This is a genomic window from Microcoleus sp. T3_B1 (assembly GCF_036700445.1).
GTDB lineage: Bacteria > Cyanobacteriota > Cyanobacteriia > Cyanobacteriales > Microcoleaceae > Microcoleus.
Genome location: NZ_JAUBOX010000028.1, coordinates 53,842 through 76,987, shown reverse-complemented (window position 1 = coordinate 76,987; position 23,146 = coordinate 53,842). Strand labels below are relative to the sequence as shown.

Here is a 23,146-nt window from a genome sequence, read left to right as displayed (position 1 = left end):
TACCGATCTGGCAAGCTGGAGCGATCGCTAATAGTATTTTTATTTATTTCGGTGAGGGAGACTGTTTTTTCCGCCATATTTCCGAAGTATCGCCGCTCTGGATCACAGTCGATACTGCCTGTAGGCTTGACTGGCGGCTCGGTGCAGCAGCGAATGTCGGTAAACTAACCCCTTAGCGTCATCGGAATAGCCCCCGCCAATCACGCAGGCAACGGGATAGCCACCAGCCAAACACGCCATCAAAACTTGCATTTCCCGGCGAAATAAGCCCGTATCAGTTAAAGCTAATTTTCCCAGTTTGTCACCGTGATGAGGGTCTACTCCAGCATCGTACAAAACTAAATCGGGCTTGACATTTGAAAGCAAATCTGGTAAGAATTTATCCAAGGTTTGTAAATACTCGTCGTCCTCCATACCGACAGGCAAAGGTACATCTAAATCGCCATTTTGTTTAGTGCCGGGAAAATTGACTTCGCAGTGCATGGAGAAAGTAAAAACGCTACTGTCATCTTGGAAAATTACGGCGGTTCCGTCTCCTTGGTGGACATCTAAATCGACAATTAAAACTTTGCGAACTAAACCATTTTTTTGCAAGACGCGAGAGGCGATCGCCAAATCATTAAAAATACAAAAACCCGACCCAAAAGCTGGGAAGGCGTGATGAGTTCCGCCCGCAGTATTGCAAGCCAAACCGTAGTCTAAAGCGAGCTTTGCAGTTAGTACAGTTCCTGCAACCGCAGTGCAAGTGCGATTAGCAAGGGCCCGACTCCAAGGCAGACCAATTCGCCGAGTCGCTTTGCTATCGAGCGTCCCGTTGCAGTAAGCTTGAACATAGGAGTGGTCGTGGACTAATTCAATCCATTCTTGAGGGGGAAGTTCGGGAGCGTGAAATTGCGATTTATCTGCTACCCCGTCCGCGAGCAGCATCTCGTAAAGCATCCGAAACTTTGCCATCGGGAAGCGGTGATCCGGTGGCAGAGGTGCAACGTAATCTTCGTGGTAAATAATTGGTAAGTCCATTAAAATTATTGTATAACGAATGAATCTCCAATTGAACGCCTGCAATCTCAAATTTAAATTCCCTGGAGAACTTGTATATGCAACAACTAAAAACAGTCTGGCAGTCCGGCAGCAGCCACCCCGAAAATGCTGACAATCTCGATAATATTAGTCAGTGGTGGGGAAACCTCAACGGGAAAGAAATTAGCTGGGTAGAGCGACTGATTCCGCAAATCGGCGGTCTGAGCGAAATTCACTGGCACCCCCAGCGTTTTGACGAAACATTTGTGATAGTCAATCCTGAAATTCGGGAGGAAACTCTCTATTGGTACATACCCGATTCTCCTGTCCAACGTAACAACACTGTTGACAAATTAGAACTTGACAACTTGCAACAGCAATTGTACATCTATCCTCAGTTGGAATCGGAACTGGTAATTCGCGTAGGAATTCCCGAAGTTAAATATCAAACACTTGAATTAAACAATCCCGAAATCGCCTTGGGGGCAGATAATCTGCTGCTGCTGTGGGAATCTGAGCAAGAACTAGAAATTAAAATTTACTTGAGCAATGAAAATATTGCTAAACTTAAGGAATTGCTGGCATAGAAAAGACCGAGAAAATAGTTTATAGCCTTTATCAGTAACATGAGGTGCTCACGCGGGCATAGGGCATAGGGCGTAGGGCATAGGGCATAGGGCATAGGGCATAGGGCATAGGGCATAGGCATAGGACTGGCCCCCCTCACCACGCTTGAGAACCGCTATATATGGTAGGCTTTGGGTGCGGGGCGAGCGATCTATACTCTTAGTCACCTATAAATATCTTAAGACTGAGGGGCGGGTGCGTCGAAACCGAGGTTTTTCACAGCCATACTTTGTTGCAGCGAAAAGAGTAAAAAAAACAGTTTCTTCGCCTCGCGGTACGTCCAGGTGTGTATCTCGGCTAAAACCCTTTGAATGTGGCAGCAAAATGTCCAGAAACTTGCGTTATCCTCCTGGGACTTTTAATGCAAAAGTCAAGCAAAAAATAGTCCTGGACGCATCAACCGGGTTGTACAAAAATACTTGGTTACAGCCCTTGAACAAAGTTAAAAAACCCGGTTGCTTTGGTCGGGAGTGCGTAAGCGAAGATTGTTTTTCTGCCAACTTAATTGGGACATCAAATAAGGGGATTTGTTGGGGCACTCAAAGGTGGTTAAATACGGTTATTTGGGGTGGGCAACTTAAGACAAGTAACCAATAAGTTGAAAAAATAGAAGGTGCGTTAGTTGATGGGCTAATACCGCATATTTCATTTAGATGTAGAGGGCGAGAAACCGGGTTTGTTGGACAGAATCAGTAATGATGCGAGAACTGTAAAGAAACCCGGTTTCTGGGATGTACTTCATAAACCGGGAATACGCTGTATTTAAAATTAATCCTCTTTTTGCTGATTTTGAAAACATTTAATAAATAATTATGCTCGCCAGGAATCGCTAAATTTATTAAATGATCGATCTGCTGCTAGCACTAAAACATTCACAATGATCCGACAAAAAATGATAGTTGACAAAGAAAATATTCACATTTTAATTATTGACGATCAGCCCCAAAACCTGCGGTTTATATCCAACATATTGACGAAAGAAGGGTATAAAGTTCAGCGGGCGATTTCGGGAGAAATGGCGGTTAATGCTAATTTAACCGTTCTCCCTGACTTGATTTTGCTCGATATTGCCATGCCCAAAATGAACGGATATGAAGTCTGTGCTAGACTGAAATCCAACGAGAAAATGATGGAAATTCCGGTTATTTTTTTGAGCAGTTTTGATGAAACTTTTCATAAAGTCAAAGCTTTTGAAGTTGGGGGTGTTGACTACATTACTAAGCCTTTTCAAGTGGAAGAAGTTTTAGTGCGGATCGAAAGTCAATTGACTATACAACAGCTATCAAAACAATTAAAACAGCAGAATGCCCAACTGCAACAAGAGGTAGAATTTCGCAAGCGAACAGAACAATCACTCCGGGAAAGCAAAGCGCGGTTGCAGAAATTGGCGGTCAATATACCGGGAGTTATTTATCAATTTATTAAGCAGCCTGATGGAAGTTTTAAATTTGAATATATAAGTTATGCTTGTCGGGAGATTTACGAATTAGAGAGTGAGGAAATATTAAAAAATTCTGACTTGTGCTTCGAGCAAAACCATCCAGATGACCACGAATATCTGGTAAAACAAATTGCTACTAGCGCCCAAAGTTTAGAACCTTTTGCCTGTGAATGGCGGATTGTTACACCGTCGGGTAAACTCAAATGGCTGCAATCTAATTCTCGGCCAGAAATGCGCGATAATGGCGATATTGTTTGGTATGGCGTACTTTTTGATATCACCGAGCGCAAGCAGGCAGAAATAGAAATGGCTGGAGCTAAAGCGGCTTTAGAACGGCAAGTTCAGCGAGAATTGCTGATTGCAAAAATAACTCAAGAAATTCGCTCCAGCTTGCAGCCCGAACAAATATTTGAAATAGCTGCAACTCAAATCGGTCTGGCATTCTGCGTCAATCGCTGTTTGATTCATACTTACGTTACTACTCCCCAAGTCGATATTCCTCTGGTGGCCGAGTATCTACAACCGGAGTGCGAATCTATTCGGAACGTACCTGTTCCAATTTGGGGCAATCCTCACGTCATACAAATGATGATACAAGATATGGCGATCGCCTCCAACAATGTTTATTCAGACCCTCTGTTGGAAGCTGTTCAACCGATTTGCCAGAAGGTTGGGTTAAAATCGATGCTGGCAATTCGCACTTCTTACCAAGGCAGGGCAAACGGTGCTATCTGTTTGCACCAGTGCGATCGTTACCGGGAATGGACTTCGGAGGAAATCGACTTATTAGAAGCTGTGGCGGCTCAAGTAGGGCTCGCTATCGCTCAAACTAAACTGATCGAACGAGAAAAAAACCGAATTCAGCAGCTCGATCGGCAAAATAAAGTGCTGCAAGCAGAAATTCGCACCCGCGTCCGCGCCGAGCAAGCTCTGCAAGAATCGGAAACAGAATTGCGGGCGATTTTTGCCGCCATGACTGACACAGTTTTAGTGAGAAATGCAGAAGGGCGCTGCATCAAAATCGCCCCGACAGCATCAACAAATTTGGTGAAACCTCCAAGCGAAATGATTAACAAAACCGCCCACGAAGTCTTGCCGAAACCTATAGCAGATTTAGTATTAAAGGCTATCCACGAAGCTCTAAAAACGAAGCAAACCATCAATGTTGAATATAGCTTTAAAGTCGGAGAGCGCGAAGTTTGCCTCGACGCTAAAGTTTCTCCGCTTACTCCAGATTCAGTGATTATCGTAGCCAGAGATATTAGCGTTCGCAAACAAACAGAATCCGCACTCAGAGAGAGCCAGCACTTCATTCAAGCGATCGCCGATTCCAATCCCAACCTATTGTATGTTTACGATGTAATTGAACAGCGGAATGTCTACAGCAACCGACAAATTTCTACGATGCTCGGATATACCGCCCAAGAAATACAAGATATGGGTACAGCAATGATGCCAATGCTGCTCAACCCCGATGATTTGCCAGAGTTTTTGGAAAGCGTCAAAAAAGTGGATCAAGCCCAAGACGGTGAGGTCATTGAATGTCAATACCGAATGAAACACAAAAACGGTGAATGGCGGTGGATGCACAGTTGGGATACAGTATTTCTCAGAACAGCCGAGGGTAAACCCAAACAAATTCTCGGCACTGCTAATGACATCACAGACCGCAAATTAGCCGAAGAAAAACTGCTAGCATCGCAGCAAAGAATCTCATTTTTATTGCAGCAAACGCCGATCGCAGTTATCGAGTTAAACCTGAATTTAGAAATTATCACTTGGAATCCCGCAGCCGTTGCTATTTTTGGCTACAGCGAGCAAGAAGCGATTGGTCGAGTCGCCTCCGATTTGCTCGTACCTGAAAGCTACCGCCAGCAAATATCTGAGATTTTCAATCACGACTTGAACGCCAAATCCAGCGGCACTACCGAAAATCTGACTAAAGACGGCAGAATTATCATCTGCGAGTGGTACAATACTCAGCTAATTGACGATAACGGTACAGCGATCGGCATTGCTTTAATGGCTGTAGATATTACCGAACGCAAGCAAGCAGAAACCGAACTGCAAGAAAGTGCTTTACGACAAAGAGCGATCGCCCGCATCATTGAAAGAATGCGGCAGACTTTAGATATCCGAGAAATTTTTCACGCCACAACCCGAGAATTGCGCCAAACCATGAAGTGCGATCGAGTCGCAATTTACCGTTTCTATCCTGACTGGAGCGGCGAATTTGTAGCCGAATCCCGTGACCACAAGTGGGTTTCTTTCATCCAAGCACAGGAACTCGATTCTCACCTTACTGAAGGCGCTTTAGACAGCGACCGTTGCGTCGTCAAAGAATTAGATAGCCCCTCACAAGAAGTACGCGATACCTATTTGCAAGAAACCCAAGGCGGAGCCTACAGCCGAGGTACAACTTACCTTTGTGTCCCAGACATTTACAAGCAAGGATTCGATATTTGTTACATCCACTTACTAGAAAAATTCCAAGCTAAATCCTACATTATTGTACCAATTTTTTCCGGCAAAAAGCTCTGGGGATTACTAGCATCCTATCAAAATTCTGGTCCCCGCCAGTGGACTGAAGCAGAAATCAACGTTGCAGTTGATGTCGGTACTCAGCTAGGAGTAGCATTACAGCAAGCCGAATTGCTCGCCCGCACTCAAAGGCAGTCCATGGAACTGATTAAATCCAAAGAAAACGCCGAAGTTGCCAACCGCGCCAAAAGCCAATTTCTAGCTTCCATGAGCCACGAACTCCGCACACCTCTCAACGCCATTCTCGGTTTTTCCCAAGTCATGGCCCGCAACATTTCTATCACGGAAGAACAAAAAGAATACATAAAAATTATCAACCGCAGCGGCGAACATTTGCTAGAACTCATCAATGATGTTTTGTCAATGTCCAAAATAGAAGCCGGTCAAATTACCATCAATCCCAGCCGCTTCAATCTCTACAACCTTCTCAACAGTCTCAAAGAAATGCTGCAACTAAAAGCCCACTCAAAAGGTTTGCACTTAATCTTGGAAAATACCGACGATTTGCCGCAGTACATTCAAACAGACGAAGCTAAATTGCGGCAAGTTTTAATTAACCTGCTCGGCAACGCGATTAAATTTACTCAACACGGAACTGTTACTTTGCGCGTCAGCAGCCAAGCTGAAAAAGACGCCACAGAAGAAAACAAATTCCAATTGTATTTTGAAATTGCCGACACCGGACCCGGCATTTCTCCCTCGGAAATTTCCACATTATTCAAGCCATTCGTGCAAACCGAAACAGGTCGGAAATCCATGCAGGGGACTGGTCTCGGATTGCCGATCAGCCAACAGTTTGTTCGGATTATGGGAGGAGATATTGATGTTGAAAGTCAACTCGGTCAAGGCACTCTTTTCAGCTTTAATATCTGGGTTGACTTAGTAACACAAAGTGATGAACAAGAAAAATCCCCGATTAAACAAGTTATTGCTTTAGAAGCCGGACAAGACACTTATCGGATATTAATAGTTGAAGATGTAGCGGAAAATCGCCAACTGCTGCTTAAGCTCCTGATACCCCTGGGATTTGAAGTCCGGGAAGCAACTAACGGTCAAGAAGCAATTGCTTTGCATTCAACTTGGAAGCCGCACTTGATATTAATGGATATGGTGATGCCCGTGATGGATGGGTATGAAGCGACAAGACAGATTAAGAAAACTCTAGAAGGTAAAGAAACAATAATTATTGCCTTGACCGCCAGTGCTTTTGACGAGCAGCGGCAAATAATTTGGTCTGCGGGTTGTAACGATTTGATATGTAAACCGTTTCGGGAAGAGGTACTCTTTGAAAAGATAGCGCATCACCTCAACCTGCGTTATATTTATGAGAAAGAAAACTTATCTACTTCTTTGGCAGCACCCACGCTGCTTAAAAGTTTGACCACCGAGGATTTGAGTGTAATGCCCACAGACTGGGTGGTCGAGTTGCACCGATCAGCACTTTGTGTGGACGACAACCGCATCCTCGAACTGATCCAGGAAATTCCCGAAACTGAGGCAAATCTCGCTAACGCTTTAACAGATTTAGTCGATAATTTTCGGATAGATATCATTATCGACTTAACTCAATTATATTATGATGAACGACCATCCATTACCAGCGCCTCCTAAAGACATTCTGATTGTTGACGATATGCCGGATAACTTGCGACTTCTATCGACTATGCTGACATCTCACGGGTATCATGTCAGGAAGGCTATTAACGGAAACTTGGCTCTGCAAGCGGCAAAAATATCTCCTCCCCATCTAATTTTACTAGATATTAATATGCCGCAAATGAACGGTTATGAAGTTTGTGAGCAGTTAAAGTTAAGCGAAAAAACTAAAGATATTCCGGTAATTTTTATTAGTGCGCTAGATGATGTGCTGGAAAAAGTTAAAGCTTTTCAAGTAGGAGGAGTGGATTATATTACTAAACCATTTCAAGTAGAAGAAGTCTTAGCCCGGGTTCAAAACCAACTTTCCCTTCGTTCGCTGCAATCCAAACTGGAACTGCAAGCTAGGGAACTGCACGATCGCAATTCTAGATTGCAGGAAGAAATCGCAGAACGCCAGCGGGCCCAAGAATCAATCCGGTTTTTGCTGGAAACTACGCGGGCGATCGGCGAAGCTGTAGACTTTCACTCAGCTTTAGAAGTAATTCTGCACCAAGTGGGCGAAACAATCGGATGGGATGTAGGAGAAGCTTGGATTCCCGATGCAGAAGGAACTGTGCTGCAATCTGCCCGGGGCTGGTATGCCAGCAACGCGAGGATGGAGGTGTTCCGCAGGCAAAGCGAACAACTGACATTTGGCATGAATATAGGGCTGCCGGGACGAGTTTGGGCATCCAAGCAACCGGAATGGGTAGAAGATATTTCCCAGGGCTACCCGAATTTTTTACGAAGTCAGATAGCACTAGAACTCGGATTCAAAGCGGGTTTTGGCGTGCCGATTTTGGTAGGCGATGAAGTATTGGCAGTGCTAGTTTTCTTTAAAATTTCGTCTGGTGGGAAAGACGCACGATTTATAGACGTTTTTAATGCCGTCGGCACTCAATTAGGTTCTTTGATTCAGCGCAAACAAGCAGAAGAATTGCTACGTATTGCCCAAGAAAAATATCACAGCATTGTACAAAATGCTATGGAAGGCATTTTTCAAAGCACGCCTTCAGGAGGCTATCTCAGCGCTAATCCAGCTTTGGCAAAATTGTACGGTTACGACTCGCCAGAAGAACTGATGTCGGAGATTAAAAATATTGCTCAGCAACTGTACGTTGACCCGGAACGCCGCCTCGAATTTGTGGCTGCTATGGATACTGAAAATGCCGTTTCGGGGTTTGAATCTATGGTATGTCGCAAAGACGGACGCCGGATTTGGGTGTCAGAAAATGTCCGGGCTGTTCGAGATTCAAAAGGTGAGCTGCTCTACTATGAGGGTACTGTTTCTGACATTACAGAGCGCAAATTAGCCCAAGAAGCGCTCAAAGTTCAACAAGAACAAAGCGAGAAGTTGCTGTTAAATATTTTACCCAAACCAATCGCAGAACGCTTGAAGGCAGAGCAAAGCACGATCGCCGACAGTTTTGCCCAAGTAAGTGTTTTATTTGCTGATATTGTTGGCTTTACTGAACTGTCGGCGAGAATGTCTCCCACCGAGTTGGTAAAGCGCTTGAACGTAATTTTTTCGCACTTCGACCAGTTAGCTGAAAAGTACGGTGTGGAGAAAATTAAGACTATTGGCGATGCTTACATGGTAGTCGGGGGGTTGCCTACGCCTAGACAGGATCACGCCGAGGCGATCGCCCAAATGGCCCTGGGAATGCAAGCAAAAATAGCAAAATTGTCCGCCGAAACAGGGGAAAAACTGGCAATTCGCGTCGGCATCAATTCCGGGCCGGTGGTTGCGGGAGTAATTGGTGTGAGCAAGTTTACTTATGATTTGTGGGGAGATACGGTGAATGTAGCGGCGAGGATGGAAGCTACGGGTTTTGCAGGCAGCATTCAAGTTACTGATGTTACTTATGAGCTTTTGAAAGATAAGTATTTGTTTGAGATGCGAGGCGTGATTCCGGTAAAAGGTAAGGGGGATATGATGACTTATTGGTTGCTAGGAAAAAAGTAAAAATTGGGAATTGGGCATGGGGTATGGGGCATTGGGCATGGGGCATGGGGCATGGGGCATGGGGCATGGGGCATGGGGCATGGGGCATGGGGCATGGGGCATGGGGCATTGGGCATTACAACAAATAACCAATAACAAATAACCAATAACCAATAACCAATAACCAATAACCAATAACCAATAATTCATGACTACTGACTACTGACTACTGACTACTGACAACTGACTACTGACAACTGACTACTGACTACTGACAACTGACTACTGACTACTGACTACTGACTACTGACTACTGACTACTGACAACTGACTACTGACTACTGACTACTGACTACTGACTACTGACTACTGCTATGATGAAAGTAGTTAACGAAACTTTACATAATAGCCGTGACTGCACAACAATTAGTATCTGCAACCAGTTTTGAAAAGCTAATTTGGACTTGGAAAGGTCACAAAATCCAATATACCGTCCAAGGAACCGGCCGCCCTCTGATCTTGATTCACGGATTTGGGGCTTCGATCGGACATTGGCGACAAAATATCCCCGTACTCGCGGCCGGCGGCTATCGTGTATTTGCGCTGGACTTGCTGGGATTCGGTGCTTCCGCCAAACCAGCCCTAGATTACACTCTGGAATTGTGGGAAGAATTGCTGACTGATTTCTGGGCGGATCTGGTACAGGAACCGGCTGTATTTGTCGGGAATTCGATCGGCGCTTTGCTGAGTTTGATGGTAGTCGCCAACCATCCAGAAATATCAGCCGGCGGTGTCTTAATCAACTGTGCTGGCGGGCTCAACCACCGGCCCGACGAACTAAATTTCCCGCTGCGAGTAGTGATGGGGACTTTTACTAAATTAGTTCGATCGCCCCTGATCGGCCCCTTTGTCTTCAACAACATCCGCCAAAAACACCGCATCCGCAACACCCTGCGCCAAGTCTACGGGAACCGCGAAGCCATCACTGACGAACTCGTAGAACTCCTGCACGCCCCCTCCTGCGAGCCCGGAGCTCAACAAGTGTTTGCCTCGATTCTCACAGCCCCTCCAGGCCCTCAACCGTCAGAATTGCTGCCCAAAGTCGATCGTCCGTTATTGGTACTTTGGGGCGCAGACGACCCCTGGACACCCATCGCCGGCAGCCAGATTTATCAACAATTGGCCGCCAACGATAAACCAGTGAAATTTGTTTCCATTCCCAACACAGGCCACTGTCCCCACGACGAGCGGCCCAGTGAAGTCAACGCTCTGATTTTGGACTGGCTGGTGGAAGTGAAGTAAAATTTTTCTACTCAAGGCAACCCTTGAGCGATCGAGTCAAACCCTTGCATTGCAAGAGTTTTGCCTCGCTCCACCGCGCCGTCACCCCGGCAGCAGCCGACTCAAAAAACTATTTTTGGAAAAAGTATTGACACAATTTACTGAGTCAGCTATATTGATGGACGTGTGAGGAGCGAACCAGAAGAAGCACCGAGACGAAACACGGCCAGTCGTCGGTGCTTTTTCTGTTGAAACCCGTTTTTAAGAGTTTTAAATTATCTATAATTCACATCCAGAAGATCTGTAAGCCCGCCCCGCTTTCTTCAATTCTTCCTTCGCGTTCTTAGCGTCTTCGCGGTTCGTTAAATAAATATTCTGATTTTGCAAAAAAAGTAATTGACTCCACTTGATATCGAAAAATCCGAAAGTGTGGATTGTTTTTGATCATCAAAATTTGATTGCATAGAACTCAAAACTAGAGAGTTATATAATAATAAATTGTCGCTGGGTCGGGGCGAGTTGATATACATTTTTTCCAAATGTCGCTAAACCCGCCCCTGCGGTATTGGTGCTAGAAATATCAACGATCGCCCAAAACAAATTGTTCGATCGCAGCCGCCACCCCATCTTCCTCCACATCCGGCGCCACCCAATCAGCAGCAGCCTTCACCCCATCAGGAGCATTGCCCATCGCCACCCCTACACCCGCATAGGCAATCATTTCTACATCATTAAAATTGTCGCCGATCGCCATCACATTCGCCGCCTGCAAACCCAAAAGTTCCTCCGCTAAATACTGCACCGCATCTCCCTTATTCGCCAAAGGATGCGTAGCTTCAAAAAAAGTAGCAACCGATTGAGTCAAATAAAGCTCTGCAGGCGTGTAGCGCTGCCGCATACTGCTGAGCAAGCCGTCGAGTACCCCCGGATTCTCGCACAATGCCAAAACTTTCGTCGGTTCCCCCGGAAGATCTCGCCGCAAATCTTTAATCACCATTGGTTTAATGCCCGATCGTTCTGCATAAATTCGGGTAGCTGCGGTAATTTCCGGCACGTAAAGTTGGTCGTCAATGTAGAAATGGATCGAAAGCAGCGATCGCAAATGCGGTTCTTCAAAATAATCTAACAGTTGCAGAGCAGTTTGTTTCGACAGCGGCAAGTGCCGCAGCCGTTTTTGAGTAGCGTGATCTTGAATCCACGCGCCCTGGTAGCAAATCAGTGGCAATGTTGAGCCGATGTCCCGGTGAAAACGCAAAGCTGATCGGTACATCCTGCCCGTAGCGACGGCCACTTTCACTCCCCGCGACTCGGCAGCCAAAATTGCCTGCTTGACTGGTTCTCGGATGGTATTTGACAAACCTGCGATCGTGCCGTCTATATCCACTACCAGCAATTGAATGTCTGCGGTGCCAAAAGCGCGATCGGTCGCATTAGCTGGATTTGAGGCAGTTATATTCTGCATGATTTTTTTAGATTTTAGCTGTTGATTTGCACGCACCCGTTTATTTTGCCACTGGCGGGATAGCAAAGTGCCACTTCTGATTTTTTGAATACTAAAATAATATAGATAACTAAATAAGCGACAAAAAAAGTATCTAGGAGGACTGTTTAGGGATGGATTTAGCTAAGCTATATCATAGTAGCCAGTTTACTGCCGTAAAAACCGCACTCGACCGATGCTGTGTATTTTCACTTACTTAATAATACTTGTGTGCAAAAAGAATGCAACTCTAAGCCCGCGAGCCAAACCCTTATATCATCAATCATTCCCAATCTAAAATCTAAAATCTAAAATCTAAAATTGTATAGCCGCCTCTTTGAAATTACCCCCAACTATCATGATTTCTATTCCGGGATACCGCATTGACGGAGAACTTTATACAAACCCTCACACAGTTATTTATCGAGGGATGCAGCTTGAGGAACAAAAACCCGTTATCCTCAAAACTCTCACGCCGCCATACCCTAACCCAGCGCAAATATCCCAACTGCTGCACGAATCCGAAATTCTTAAAAATTTGAATTTACCCGGAATAGTCAAGCTTTACAAAATAGAAACATACAATCACTTCCCTGTTTTAGTCTTAGAAGATTTTGGTGGTATTTCCCTAAAAGACTTTCTCAGCAACAACCAGCTAGAGTTACAACAATTTCTGCATATTGGCATCAAACTAGCAGAAACAATTGGGCAACTCCACGAACACCACATCATCCATAAGGATATTAAACCCAGCAATATTATTGTCAATATCGAGACAGGAGATGTCAAGATTGCTGATTTTGCGATCGCCTCCCTGCTACCGGGCGAAAACCCCGCCCCCAGCCATCCCCATTTACTCGAAGGCACTCTCGCCTATATGTCTCCTGAACAAACGGGACGCATGAATCGGGCGATCGACTACCGCACCGATTTTTATTCTTTAGGCGTCACCTTTTATGAGATGCTTTGTGGCGAATTGCCTTTTCAGGCGATCGATCCTATGGAATTAGTACACTCCCATATTGCCAAAACGCCAGTTTCTCCTTGGGAAAACAGAAAGCAAAAAGTACAAAGCAGAAGCATCGAAGGCAGAATCAATCAATTAGGAACCAAGGAGATTCCTCAAGTCGTTTCCGATATCGTCATAAAACTCTTAGCAAAAACAGCCGAAGACAGGTATCAAAGTGCTTTCGGACTTTTGTACGACTTGGAAAATTGTCTCCATCAACTGCAAACTACAGGCGAAATTTCCCACATAACCCTCGGCGAGCAAGATCAGTCAAGTCACCTGCAAATTTCCCAAAAATTTTACGGGCGAGAAGTAGAAGTTAATATGCTTCTCAGTATCTTCCAGCGGATGAGGCGGGGCAATACAGAAATCGTGCTGATTTCTGGTGCCGCAGGTGTGGGCAAATCGTCGTTAGTATATGAAGTTTACAAGCCGAGTCGGCGGGAAAACGGGTATTTTATTGACAGCAAATTTGAGCAATTTAAGCGCGATATTCCCTACGCTTTTTTGCTCCAAGCTTTTCAGGATTTGTTGCGACAAATATTCACAGAAAATGCCGCAGAAATCCATGTTTGGAAAGAAAAAATTTTAAAAGCACTCGGCGGCAACTGCCAAGTAATTATTGAAGCTATTCCCGAAGTAGAACTGATTGTCGGGCCGCAGCCCCCCGTCCCAGATTTAGGAGCAAATGAATCTCAAAATCGCTTTAATTTAGTATTTCAAAACTTCATCCGCGTCTTTGCTCAAAAAGAACACCCCCTAGTAATTTTCTTGGACGACTTGCAGTGGGTCGATTCAGCATCTCTCAAGTTAATAGAACTGCTAGCAACTGACCTGGGAACTCAATATTTATTAATAATTGGCGCTTATAGAGAGCAGGAAGTAGATGCAAATCATCCCCTAATGCTGACCGCCGAAGCAATTAAAAAAGCAGGCGGTACTGTGAGGGCGATCGCCCTTTCGCCTTTAGATATAAGCAGCGTCAACCAATTTGTTGCCGATACTTTGAACTGCGCCCCAGAAAAATCCCTAAGTTTAGCAGAATTGCTTTGGCGAAAAACTGCGGGAAATCCCTTCTTTTTAACTCAATTAATAAAATTTATTTACTCGAAAAGTTTGATTTACTTTAAACTTTCACCCTCGAATAATTTGGTCGATCTAGCTGAACCTAACCTGTCGGGCTTAGCGCAACCAATCTCAGAGCAAATTGTGAAAAAATGCCATCTTACAGGCGAGTGGCAGTGGGATATCGAACAAATACAAGAAATGGGAATAACTGACAATGTTGTAGAATTAATGATAGATAACATTCAGAAACTTTCAAAGAAGACCCAGGAACTGCTTAAATTAGCCGCTTGTATCGGGAACAAATTTGATTTAGAAACTATCTCGACAATCGCCGAAAAACCTCTGGCGTCCGCAGCAATAGACCTCGGAGAGGCACTTCAGTCCGGTCTAATTTTGCTCGTGAATAACGCCTACCAAATTCCGATCGCACTAGCAGCAAGCACAGAAGTAACAGACACAATATCTAGAGACTTTACCGATAAATTTTCCCTACCAGTGGCTGATGTTTCGAGCGCCACTTACAAATTTTTGCATGAGCGAGTGCAGCAAGCAGCTTATGCTTTAATATCCGATTATCACAAACAAGAAATTCATCTCAAAATAGGCAATTTTTTACTAAAAAATGCACCGCCAGAGCAATTAGAAGAACATATTTTTGATACCGTCAACCAACTAAATTCAGCTAAAGAAATCATCAGTAGTCAATTAGAACAATTTCAATTATGCCAATTAAATTTAATTGCAGGCCGCAAAGCAAAAGCAAGTGCAGCTTACGAACTTGCCCTCAAATATTTAACCACAGGTATTGAACTGCTTCCCCCCGAAAGTTGGCAAACTGACTACGACTTGACTCTTGCACTCTACGAGTCAGCAGCAGAAGCTGCTTACCTAAATACCGACTTTGAACCAATGGAAAAATGGGCGATAATTGTCCTGCAACACGCAAAAAATGAACTAGACAAAATCAAAGTTTTTGAAATTAGAATCATAGCTTGTGCGATGCAAACCCAACTCCAAGAATCGGTAAAAATTGGTCGGGAAGCACTAAAAATGTTAGGAATTAACTTTCCAGAATCGCCGATTCCCCTCCACATTCAGCAAGCACTGGCTAAAACTGCCGCTTATTTAACAGAAATAAAAATAGAAGATTTAATTAACTTACCGATTATGACCAATCCGCACAAATTAGCAACTATGCGCGTGCTTTCCAGTATGTTTTCAGCTACATTTATAGTTGAACCTGTGCTGCTGCCGCTGATTGTGTGCGAGCAAGTTAATTTATCTATTAATTACGGAAACTCTACTTTTTCTGCCTTCGGTTATGCTAATTACGGAGCAATTTTAAAAGGAATAGTTAGAGATATTGAATCGGGCGATCGCTTTGGTCAATTAGCTTTAAATTTGAGCGATAGATTAAATGCGTTAGAATTCAAAAGCAAAACGCTGAATTTAGTAGCATTCATTTTGATGAACGGCAAGCATCACGTTAAAGACTCTTTGCCGCTATTAGAGGAGGCCTATCAAAGCGCGCTAGAAAATGGGGATTTAGAATCTGTCGGATATTCAGCCGTAAATATTTGTCAGTCTTTGTATTTCATAGGTCAAGAATTGCCACAACTGGAACGGAGAATGGTAAGTTACAACCATTTGCTGTTTCAACTCAAGCAAGAAACTGTATTGACTTGGAATCAAATATATCGGCAAAGTATTTTGCAATTGATGGGAAAATTGGAAAGTCAACACCTTGTATTAGGGGAAGCATACAGCGAAGAAAAATTGTTGTCGCTGCTGTTGAAAGCTAACGATCGGGTGGGACTACAGCACTTTTATTTGCAAAAATTAATACTAGCCTATTTATTTGGAGATACCGCTACAGCGCTAGAAAATGCAGCGCAAGCAGAAGTATATTTAGACGGAGTTGCAGGCTTTATTAATGTTTCTGAATACCAGTTTTACGATTCTTTAGCCCGCCTAGCCACCTATCCATCTGCAACAGAGGAGGAACAAGAAGAGCATATTTTTTACGCTGTCAGTAACCGGAAAAAACTGCAACAAAAAGCGCTTTCGGCGCCCATGAATCTTCAGCACAAATGCGACTTACTTACGGCAGAAAAAGCGCGCGTTTTGGGCAATGTTGAGAGAGCAATGGAATATTACGATCGCGCAATTGACGGAGCCGAAGAAAATGGATACATACAAGTACAAGCACTAGCAGCAGAATTGGCAGGAGCATTTTATCTATCCATAGGAAGAGAAAAAAATTCTAAAACTTACTTGACAGAAGCGCGTTATTGCTATCAGCGCTGGGGAGCAACAGCCAAAGCAGCGCATTTAGAATCGAAATACTCGCACTTGCTAACTTCCGCCTCGATTTCAACTAATATTGAAACTCACAAATCTACCAGCAGCGCTTCTTCCACTACGAACGACGCTGCAGGCGTGCTAGACTTGACTACCGCAGTGAAAGCATCGCAAACCTTAGCGGGCGAAATAGTTCTAGACAAACTGCTGGCTAAAATGATGAAAATCGTTATTGAAAATGCCGGGGGGCAACGAGGGTTTTTAATACTAGAAAAAGAGGGTCAATGGGTGATTGAAGCATCAGGATCGGTAGATGTCGATCGCGTTGCTGTCATGCAATCAATTCCGATAGATTTTGTAGCCGACGATCGAGAAGTAACTTTGCTGGCAGTTGCAGTTGTGAACTACGTCGCCCGCACCCAGGAAAGTATAGTTTTAAACGATGCCAGCCGCGAAGGACAATTTACTCGCACACCCTATATAATGGCGGTTCAACCTAAATCAATTCTTTGCACTCCGTTAATTAATCAAGGTCAACTCACTGGGATTCTATATTTAGAAAACAATCTGACTACAGGCGCTTTTACCCAAGACAGGTTAGAAATATTAAAACTGCTGTCTTCTCAAATTTCTATCTCCATCGAAAATGCCCAACTTTACGCCAACTTGCACCAATTCAATCAGAATCTCGAAAATTTAGTACAGCAGCGTACCTCCGAGCTCTCCCAAACTTTAGCAGACTTAAAATCGGCTCAAAATAAACTGGTAGAATCGGAAAAAATGGCTGCCCTCGGAGGGTTGGTTGCAGGTGTGGCCCACGAAATCAATACTCCCATTGGCATCGGCATCACCGCCGCCTCCCTGCTTGCTGAAAAAGCCACAAAGTTTTTTGAGGTTTACAGTAACGGCCAAATAAAACGTTCCGAGTTAGAAAAGTTTCTGGATACCGCCATGCAAAGCAGTAATATGATCTTATCCAACCTCACGCGGGCGGCCGACTTGATTCACAGTTTTAAAGAAGTAGCTGTGGATCAGTCGAGCGAGTTAAAACGCACGTTTAATGTTAAAAACTATCTAGAGGAAATTTTGACATCCTTAACAGCCAAACTAAAAAGAACTAAGCACAAAATACAGATTAAGTGTGATGAAAATATTGTAGTGGACAGTTACCCTGGCGTAGTGTGTCAAATTGTGACAAATCTGGTGTTGAATTCCCTAATTCACGCCTACGATGGAGAAGACGAAGGAGTTCTGGCTTTTGATTTCAAACTAGAGGGCGATCGGCTAATATTTGAATATGCCGATAACGGCAAAGGAATTGATCCAGAAAATCTCAGTAAAATTTTTGAACCATTTTTTACGACCAAAAGAGGTCAGGGAGGCACAGGATTGGGACTGCACATTATTTATAACCTTGTTACTCAAAAACTAAAAGGCACAATTAGCTGCACAAGTCAACTAAATAAAGGGACAAGATTTATGATTGAATTTCCCGCTAAAATGAGCAGTTAGTTATTAGACCGCCAACATGGATATAAGTTTTATATAGGAGAACGATATATGTCAGAAGCTAGTAAAAACCTGTTGGCTGCAGGCGATGACGAATTAATCCCAGCGGGCGACGATGAATTAATATTTGCCGAGGAAGACGAGGCGGAAGAAAAACCGCTAGAAGAAAGTTGGAAAATACTAATTGTCGATGATGAAATCGAAATTCATAATATTACTAAATTAGCATTAAGCGATTTTAAATTTGAAGGTAAAACTATAACATTTATTAGCGCTTACTCAGGAAAAGAAGCTAAAGAAATAATCCAAAATAACTACGACATAGCATTGATTTTACTTGATGTAGTTATGGAAACAGAAGAAGCAGGCTTGGAAGTAGTTAAATACATCCGCGATATTTTAAATAATCAAATTGTGCGAATTATTTTACGAACTGGACAGCCCGGACAAGTACCAGAAGATGTAGTAATTGTCAGCTACGATATCAATGATTACAAAACCAAAACAGAACTTACTAACAAAAAATTATTTACCACAGTAGTCACCGCCCTGAGAGCATTTAGATCCCTGAATCAAATCGAATCCAGCAAAAGCGAACTAGAAAAAATTGCCGCCGCCTCAGCCCGTTTTGTACCCCGTGAGTTTTTGAAATTTCTAAAACGAGAAAGCATCGTTGATGCCAGACTAGGAGACTCTGTACAAGCAGAAATGACGATTATGTTTGCCGACATTCGCTCATTTACAAGTCTGTCAGAAAGTATGTCTCCCCGAGAAAATTTTGAATTTCTTAACTCTTACTTAAGCCGAGTTGGCCCAGTTATCCGCCAGTACAACGGTTTTATAGATAAATATATTGGTGACGGAATTATGGCTTTGTTTCCTAACAGGGCTGAAGATGCTGTGCAAGCAGCAATTGAGATGCAGCAGCAAGTAAAAATTTATAACAGACACAGGCAAAACAGTGGCTATCAACCTATTTCGATAGGGATTGGCTTGCATACGGGGACTTTAATGTTAGGTACGATTGGCGAAGCGGAACGAATGGAAAGTACGGTAATTTCTGATGCCGTTAATTTAGCTTCCCGCGTGGAAGGATTGACAAAGCTTTATGGAGTTAGTATTGTAGCTAGCGTCCAAACCCTTTGCCGGATAGACGATCCTCAACATTACAAGTGCAGGTTTCTCGATCGCGTTCAAGTAAAAGGAAAACAAACACCTGTTGCTGTATTTGAAATTTACGATGGCGACTCGGCGACAATGATCGAACTAAAAGCACAAACTCAAACTTATTTTGAACAGGGAATTTTTTTTCACTACCAGCAGCAATTCGCGCAAGCAAGGCAAATGTTTCTGCGCGTTTTGCAAGTCAACAAGTATGATAAGGCAGCAGCTTTTTATGCAGAAAGGTGCGATATGTTGATGAAAAATGCAGTCATTATGACTCTGGAAGGAATAGAGATATAGGGAATAGGGCATGGGGCATGGGGCATGGGCATGGGGCATGGGGCATGGGGCATTGGGAGTTGGGAGTTGGGCCGAAAAGAATTAGGAAATGGGCATCACCTAAGATAGTGAACAGTGAACAGTGAACAGTGAACAGTGAACAGTGAACAGTGAACAGTGAACAGTGAACAGTGAACAGTGAACAAATAACTTAATTTATGCGCTTCAAATCCCTTGATGTTTTTCGCGGAATTGCGATCGCCTCGATGATTCTAGTCAACAACCCCGGCAGTTGGAAACAGGTGTATCCGCCGCTAGAACACGCAGAATGGCACGGCTGCACCCCGACAGACTTAGTATTTCCTTTTTTCTTATTCATCGTTGGCTGCGCGATGTCTTTCTCGCTGTCTAAATATATTCAAAATTATCCAAAAACCGAAAGAGAAACCTCAATAATTACACAAACAAAGGAAAAATCAGAATCCCCCAAAAACCCTCTTCCTTTTTCCTCCTTCCTTCTTCCTTCTTCAAATATTTACTGGCGAATTGCGCGCCGCGCCGCGATTCTATTTATATTAGGATTGCTGCTAAATACATCTTCGATCGCCCTTGACGTACTTCTCAACAGCGCCCCAGTGGAAAACTTCGGTAAAATCCGCATCATGGGAGTATTGCAGCGCATCGGCTTAGCTTATTTCCTCAGTGCGATCGCCATTCTCAACCTTTCCCCTCGCAATCAAAAACTGCTCGCGGTTGCCTTGCTTTTGGGCTATTGGGGCGCACTAACCGTATTTGCTGTAGGGGGGTACACTGCCGGCGAACTCACGCCAGAAGGAAATTTAGGAGGATATGTCGATCGGCTAATTCTCGGTAGCCAACACCTGTACAAAGGCGGCCCCTTCGATCCCGAAGGATTGTTGAGTACCTTACCAGCAAGCGTTACAGTCCTAATGGGCTACTTTACCGGAGAATGGCTGCGCGTACAGCCCATCAAAACCCGCACCAGTATCAACTTAGCAATCGGCGGCCTCTGTTGCGTGGTAATCGGCCACTTGTGGGGATTTTCCTTTCCGATCAACAAACAACTTTGGACGAGTTCTTATGTAGTTTTTACTGCTGGTTGGGCCTTGCTATTGCTAGCAGCTTGCTACGAAACAATTGAAGTGCGAGGCTGGAAATGGGGGAGGCTGTTTGAAATCATGGGAGTGAATGCAATTTTTCTATTTGTCGCCTCCGGTATTGTCGCCAGAATTCTGTTAAAAACTCATATCGGTACTGGTGAAAATGCTCCAACAACTTACAGTTGGATTTATGAAAACTGGTTTGTGCCGTGGGGGGGGCCGCTGAATGGTTCTCTGGCATTTGCCGTGACTGCGGTATTATTTTGGTGGTTAATTTTGTATGGGATGTACCGCCGTGGTTGGGCGATTAAAATTTGAATGGTGGGTTGTTAAACAAGCGCGTTTGCTGGTAAGTGGTGAGCAAGGGGCTTGACAATTAAAAGCTTTTTTTAGTATAATGTTTATATATTTTTTTACGGTTTTTGACGTGGATATTCTAATTGAGTCAACAAGGGAATTTGAGAAAGATATTGCGCTGCTAAATGAAGATGAGAAAGCCGCAGTAATTCAAAAAATTAATTATTGTGCCAGCCTTTTTCCTACTCAAAAATCAAATGTGTATCGCAAGCTGCGTCGTCTCCCGCTATCGTCAGACCTGAATGGTTACGAGTCTTCGCTTTATACGCTACGAATTTCTCAAAAACTAAGAGTGGTTTTGGCGGTTGACGAAGACCCAATTTTTGGGCAAGCTATTTTTACTCTTTTTCGAGCAATTCAACACGACGAACTCGATCGAGCGTATAAGGGTGTAGCAGAGTCTTTGTATCAAGACCTACTTCAGCGCGATCGAGAAACTGCCTAGATATAATCAGCTTAAGTTATGGCGCAAAACCTTATTCTCTGTGATGAATATGGCATTATTTACGAAGCTATGAAAATTTTGCCAGATGACGAGCTAAAGATTAGTTTTCTGGAAGCTTTAGCAGAACTTGAAGACCAGGAATGTCACAGGACGAGACAATTTCCCAAAACGAGACTGCATAAAGTTAAGGGTGTGAAGCAGGCAGTTTATCGTGCTGATATTGATAAAGTCTCAGGCTGGCGCATCCACGTTCAGTACGTCAACGGACAGATTCATCTCAAGGATATTATTGAAGGGCAAAGACACGACAATGTAATTGAGGTGATTAAATCAAAGAAATCCCGCTACCAGTAATCCTAGCGGGAGCATCTCACCTTTGCGGCCAAGCTAGAAATTGGAGTTTTGAGGCAGGAGGCAGGAGGCAGGAGGCAGAAGGAAAGAGGAAGAAGGAAGGAGCCACAAGAAGGAAGGAGCCAGAAGAAGTATTTTTACAAATATGAGATGCTCCCATCCTAGCAAAGATATAATCTATAAAAATCCAGTGGGGATTTAGCGATGGAAACTAACAGATCGTTCGAGCAAAGTGATACCTGGAGTGAAGAAGATTGTCTTGATGTCACAGCCTTTTCTTTGCAATACGCAGCTACTATCTTTCATAGCGACCCCGATATTTTAGGTGGAACTCCTGTCTTTATTGGTACTCGCGTCCCGATCGAGACTCTACTTGATTATCTCGAAGCTGGTGATTCTGTCGATGAATTTTTAGACCATTTTCCTAGTGTCAGGCGCGATCGAGCGATGGAAGTTCTCCCAATGATACGATCGCCACATAACAACATTATTTAACGTTTATTGATGTCCGCTTCCTCAACATCGATCGCCTGCAGGATCGGATTTCCGATCGCACCCCCGCCACAACTTCCACAAATTAACGCCCCAACCCCGCCCAGTTCAAGGATTTTGCCGATTTCTCGATCGCACGCCACCGATCGCTAACTATAACTGAGCCCTAATCGCTAAAATTAAAAAAAGATACGTAATAGGCAGGCAGGCGTCAATGATCCCAACAGTTATAGAACAATCCGGTCGCGGCGAACGCGCCTTTGACATTTACTCGCGACTCCTGCGCGATCGCATCGTCTTCTTGGGCCAACAGGTTGACTCAGACTTGGCTAACCTGATCGTTGCCCAATTGCTATTTTTAGACGCCGAAGACCCGGAGAAAGATATTTACCTCTATATCAACTCCCCAGGGGGTTCGGTAACAGCAGGTATGGGCATTTTTGACACGATGAACCACATCCGCCCCGACATTTGCACTATTTGTCTCGGTTTGGCAGCCAGCATGGGCGCTTTTCTGTTGAGTGCCGGCGCTAAAGGCAAGCGGATGAGTTTGCCTCACTCCCGGATTATGATCCACCAACCTCTAGGCGGAGCTCAAGGCCAAGCAACCGATATTGAAATTCAGGCTAAAGAGATTTTGTACCACAAACGCCGCCTGAACGAACATCTTGCCAACCATACCGGTCAGCCGCTTTCCCGCATTGAAGAAGATACCGAACGGGATTTCTTCATGTCCGCTGAAGAAGCAAAGGACTACGGATTAGTCGATCAAGTGATCGATCGCCGTCCTTCCGCCAGCCGCCCGATCGCCGCTGTCGTCTAAATGAAAAGTTAAAAATCAAAAATGAGGAAATATTCTTCATTTTTGATTTTTAATTTTTAACGTTCAAAAGTAGCTCTTTAATGGATAAACGGGGGGCGAGAAACCGGGTTTTTTACCCTAATCTTTGGTTCTCAACCTTAATCTCTGTAAAAAACCCGGTTTCTTTAATCCGGGAGCAACGGGGGGCGAGAAACCGGGTTTTTTACCCTAATCTTTGGTTCTCAACCTTAATCTCTGTAAAAAACCCGGTTTCT

Annotated in this window: 13 protein-coding genes; 11 read left to right on the top strand and 2 right to left on the bottom strand. The window is 44.0% G+C overall.

Features of this window, described 5'->3' with window-relative positions; genetic code table 11:
- Positions 1 to 102 precede the first annotated feature (102 nt).
- The gene (locus QT990_RS17020) at positions 103 to 1,020 is read right to left on the bottom strand and encodes a histone deacetylase (RefSeq protein ID WP_333142087.1); all 918 of its coding nucleotides are present in this window, start codon (positions 1,018 to 1,020) and stop codon (positions 103 to 105) included.
- Between the two features lie 77 nt (positions 1,021 to 1,097).
- On the opposite strand from QT990_RS17020, the gene QT990_RS17015 reads away from it, so the two are divergent.
- The 4 genes from QT990_RS17015 to QT990_RS17000 all read left to right on the top strand — a co-directional run bounded on the left by QT990_RS17015 (position 1,098) and on the right by QT990_RS17000 (position 10,514).
- The gene (locus tag QT990_RS17015; protein ID WP_333142086.1) at positions 1,098 to 1,607 is read left to right on the top strand and encodes a hypothetical protein; all 510 of its coding nucleotides are present in this window, start codon (positions 1,098 to 1,100) and stop codon (positions 1,605 to 1,607) included.
- 932 nt (positions 1,608 to 2,539) lie between these two features.
- Positions 2,540 to 7,240, top strand: a complete 4,701-nt coding sequence (locus QT990_RS17010) for a PAS domain S-box protein (protein ID WP_333465536.1) — start codon at positions 2,540 to 2,542, stop codon at positions 7,238 to 7,240.
- Positions 7,206 to 9,233 carry an adenylate/guanylate cyclase domain-containing protein gene (locus QT990_RS17005; RefSeq protein WP_333465535.1) on the top strand — a complete coding sequence of 676 codons (2,028 nt, stop codon included), beginning with the start codon at positions 7,206 to 7,208 and terminating at the stop codon, positions 9,231 to 9,233. The genes QT990_RS17010 and QT990_RS17005 overlap by 35 nt, the downstream gene beginning before the upstream one ends.
- A 390-nt stretch (positions 9,234 to 9,623) precedes the next feature.
- Positions 9,624 to 10,514, top strand: coding sequence for an alpha/beta fold hydrolase (locus tag QT990_RS17000; RefSeq protein WP_333465534.1), 891 nt, complete (start codon positions 9,624 to 9,626; stop codon positions 10,512 to 10,514).
- A gap of 559 nt (positions 10,515 to 11,073) precedes the next feature.
- On the opposite strand, the gene QT990_RS16995 is transcribed toward QT990_RS17000, so the two are convergent.
- Positions 11,074 to 11,955, bottom strand: coding sequence for a Cof-type HAD-IIB family hydrolase (locus QT990_RS16995; RefSeq protein ID WP_333308003.1), 882 nt, complete (start codon positions 11,953 to 11,955; stop codon positions 11,074 to 11,076).
- Positions 11,956 to 12,331: 376 nt separating this feature from the next.
- Between QT990_RS16995 and QT990_RS16990 the strand changes: the two genes are divergently transcribed.
- The 7 genes from QT990_RS16990 to clpP all read left to right on the top strand — a co-directional run bounded on the left by QT990_RS16990 (position 12,332) and on the right by clpP (position 22,892).
- Positions 12,332 to 17,863, top strand: a complete 5,532-nt coding sequence (locus QT990_RS16990) for an ATP-binding sensor histidine kinase (protein ID WP_333142081.1) — start codon at positions 12,332 to 12,334, stop codon at positions 17,861 to 17,863.
- 48 nt (positions 17,864 to 17,911) lie between these two features.
- Positions 17,912 to 19,324, top strand: a complete 1,413-nt coding sequence (locus tag QT990_RS16985; protein ID WP_333413143.1) for an adenylate/guanylate cyclase domain-containing protein — start codon at positions 17,912 to 17,914, stop codon at positions 19,322 to 19,324.
- A 197-nt stretch (positions 19,325 to 19,521) separates the two neighbouring features.
- On the top strand, positions 19,522 to 20,742 hold the full coding sequence (locus QT990_RS16980; protein ID WP_333465533.1) for a heparan-alpha-glucosaminide N-acetyltransferase domain-containing protein: 1,221 nt from the start codon (positions 19,522 to 19,524) through the stop codon (positions 20,740 to 20,742).
- Positions 20,743 to 20,851: 109 nt separating this feature from the next.
- Positions 20,852 to 21,226: a hypothetical protein gene (locus tag QT990_RS16975; RefSeq protein ID WP_333057898.1), complete on the top strand. Its 375-nt coding sequence runs from the start codon at positions 20,852 to 20,854 to the stop codon at positions 21,224 to 21,226.
- 18 nt (positions 21,227 to 21,244) lie between these two features.
- Positions 21,245 to 21,580, top strand: coding sequence for a hypothetical protein (locus QT990_RS16970; RefSeq protein ID WP_333057897.1), 336 nt, complete (start codon positions 21,245 to 21,247; stop codon positions 21,578 to 21,580).
- Between the two features lie 201 nt (positions 21,581 to 21,781).
- Positions 21,782 to 22,072, top strand: coding sequence for a DUF433 domain-containing protein (locus tag QT990_RS16965; protein WP_333413180.1), 291 nt, complete (start codon positions 21,782 to 21,784; stop codon positions 22,070 to 22,072).
- 211 nt (positions 22,073 to 22,283) lie between these two features.
- A complete protein-coding gene (clpP, locus tag QT990_RS16960) occupies positions 22,284 to 22,892 on the top strand; it encodes an ATP-dependent Clp endopeptidase proteolytic subunit ClpP (RefSeq protein WP_006635758.1) in 609 nt (202 codons plus the stop codon).
- Positions 22,893 to 23,146: the final 254 nt, after the last annotated feature.

Coding starts and splice junctions, on each gene's coding strand:
- QT990_RS17020 (WP_333142087.1), bottom strand. CDS start 1,020: ATGGACTTACCAATTATTTACCACGAAGATTACGTTGCACCTCTGCCA.
- QT990_RS17015 (WP_333142086.1), top strand. CDS start 1,098: ATGCAACAACTAAAAACAGTCTGGCAGTCCGGCAGCAGCCACCCCGAA.
- QT990_RS17010 (WP_333465536.1), top strand. CDS start 2,540: ATGATAGTTGACAAAGAAAATATTCACATTTTAATTATTGACGATCAG.
- QT990_RS17005 (WP_333465535.1), top strand. CDS start 7,206: ATGATGAACGACCATCCATTACCAGCGCCTCCTAAAGACATTCTGATT.
- QT990_RS16995 (WP_333308003.1), bottom strand. CDS start 11,955: ATGCAGAATATAACTGCCTCAAATCCAGCTAATGCGACCGATCGCGCT.
- QT990_RS16990 (WP_333142081.1), top strand. CDS start 12,332: ATGATTTCTATTCCGGGATACCGCATTGACGGAGAACTTTATACAAAC.
- QT990_RS16985 (WP_333413143.1), top strand. CDS start 17,912: ATGTCAGAAGCTAGTAAAAACCTGTTGGCTGCAGGCGATGACGAATTA.
- QT990_RS16980 (WP_333465533.1), top strand. CDS start 19,522: ATGCGCTTCAAATCCCTTGATGTTTTTCGCGGAATTGCGATCGCCTCG.
- QT990_RS16970 (WP_333057897.1), top strand. CDS start 21,245: ATGGCGCAAAACCTTATTCTCTGTGATGAATATGGCATTATTTACGAA.
- QT990_RS16965 (WP_333413180.1), top strand. CDS start 21,782: ATGGAAACTAACAGATCGTTCGAGCAAAGTGATACCTGGAGTGAAGAA.
- clpP (WP_006635758.1), top strand. CDS start 22,284: ATGATCCCAACAGTTATAGAACAATCCGGTCGCGGCGAACGCGCCTTT.